This window comes from Leekyejoonella antrihumi, assembly GCF_007845645.1.
Classification (GTDB): domain Bacteria; phylum Actinomycetota; class Actinomycetes; order Actinomycetales; family Dermatophilaceae; genus Leekyejoonella; species Leekyejoonella antrihumi.
In genome coordinates, this window is the sequence record NZ_VCQV01000117.1 from 1 (window position 1) to 1,671 (window position 1,671).

Annotated in this window: 1 protein-coding gene; it reads left to right on the forward strand. The window is 64.6% G+C overall.

All coding sequences use genetic code 11. The features are described 5' to 3' along the window. Positions 1-112 precede the first annotated feature (112 nt). Positions 113-1,654 (forward strand): IS1634 family transposase, encoded by a 1,542-nt coding sequence (locus tag FGL98_RS24985; protein WP_146321576.1) that lies wholly within the window; start codon positions 113-115, stop codon positions 1,652-1,654. Positions 1,655-1,671 lie beyond the last annotated feature (17 nt).

Here is a 1,671-nt window from a genome sequence, read left to right on the forward strand (position 1 = left end):
CCTGACTTGCACAGGTTGAGCGCGATTTCGAGGTTGGTCGCGCGTTTGTGCTGGTCAGGGCCTTGCGGGGTAGTGTGTTGACCCACTAATCGGCTGGGTAGCGTGCTGTCTCGTGGTGTTTTTGAGGAAGGTCCGGACCGCGTCGGGCGCGACGGCGGTCCAGATCGCGCAGCGTGTGGGTGGCCGCGACAAGGTGATCGAGCACCTCGGATCGGCACATGACGACGCGCAGTTAGCGGTGCTGATGGAGGCTGGCCGGCGCAAGCTTCATGCCGGTCAGGGTGAGCTCGAGCTCGGGCTGGCGGCACAGGGTTTCGCGGACGCGGTCGTGCAGGGCCAAACCTCGCGGATCCTGGTGGATGTGGTGCGGCAGGCCTGGCAGCGGCTCGGGTTCGACGTGATCGTTGATGACGCGTTCTTCCAACTCGTGCTCGCGCGGCTGGTAGAGCCGACCAGCAAGGCAGACTCGGTGCGGGTACTGGCCGAGCTGGGCGTTCGGCCGGCGCATCGCAACACCTTCACCGCGACTATGAAGCGTTGTAGTCAGCGCGGGTACCGGGATCAGATCGCGACAGCGTGCTTCGCTCATGCCGCTGCAGCCGGTGACATCTCCTTGTGCCTGTATGACGTGACCACGTTGTATTTCGAGGCCGAACACGAAGACGCACTGCGGAAGGTCGGGTTCTCCAAGGAACGCCGGGTGGACCCGCAAGTCGTGGTCGGCCTGCTGGTGGACCGGAACGGGTTCCCTTTAGAAATAGGGTGTTTCGAGGGTAACAAGGCCGAGAAGCTGACGATCGTGCCGATCGTGGCCCAGTTCATTGAGCGACACAACCTGGCTGACCTGGTGGTCGTCGCGGACGCGGGGATGCTGTCGGCGACCAATCTGAAAGCGTTGGATGAGGCGAACTTGCGGTTCATCGTCGGATCCCGCACGACGAAGGCACCGATCGACCTGGAGTCGCACTTCCGGTGGCACGGCGACGCCTTCGACGACGGTCAAGTCATCGACACGATCACCCCCAAATCGGGCAAGCACCGGCGGGAGAACGACACGAAGCTGAAAGCCGAGCCGGTGTGGGACCCCGACACTCACGAGGCGTCGTGGCGGGCGGTGTGGGCGTACTCGCACAAACGAGCCGTCCGGGACCGCAAGACCTTGGGTTTGCAGGAGGACAAGGCCAGGGCGATCGTCGCGGGCGAAAAGGCTGCGCACGCCACCAGATTCGTCAAAGCCGGCCGGGACGGCCGAGTCGTGGACGAGGCGTCCCTGGCCCGCGCGTGGCGGCTGGTCGGTCTCAAGGGCTACGTCACCAACCTACCCGCCGAGATGATGCCCGCAGCCGAAGTCATCGCCAACTACCACGACTTGTGGCACGTCGAGCAGTCGTTCCGGATGTCCAAAACAGACCTGGCCGCCCGGCCGATGTTCCACCACCAGCGCGACTCGATCGAAGCCCACCTGACCATCGTGTTCACCGCGCTGGCCGTCGCCCGCCACCTCCAAGACGCGACCGGGCTCAGCATCCGCCGCATCGTGCAGACGCTCCGGCCACTGCGCGACGTCGAAATCAAGGTCGCCGGGCAGACGATCACGGCCCACCCGCAGATCCCCGCCACTACTCAAACCATGCTCGACAGCCTGACCCACTAAACCTGTGCAACTCGGGT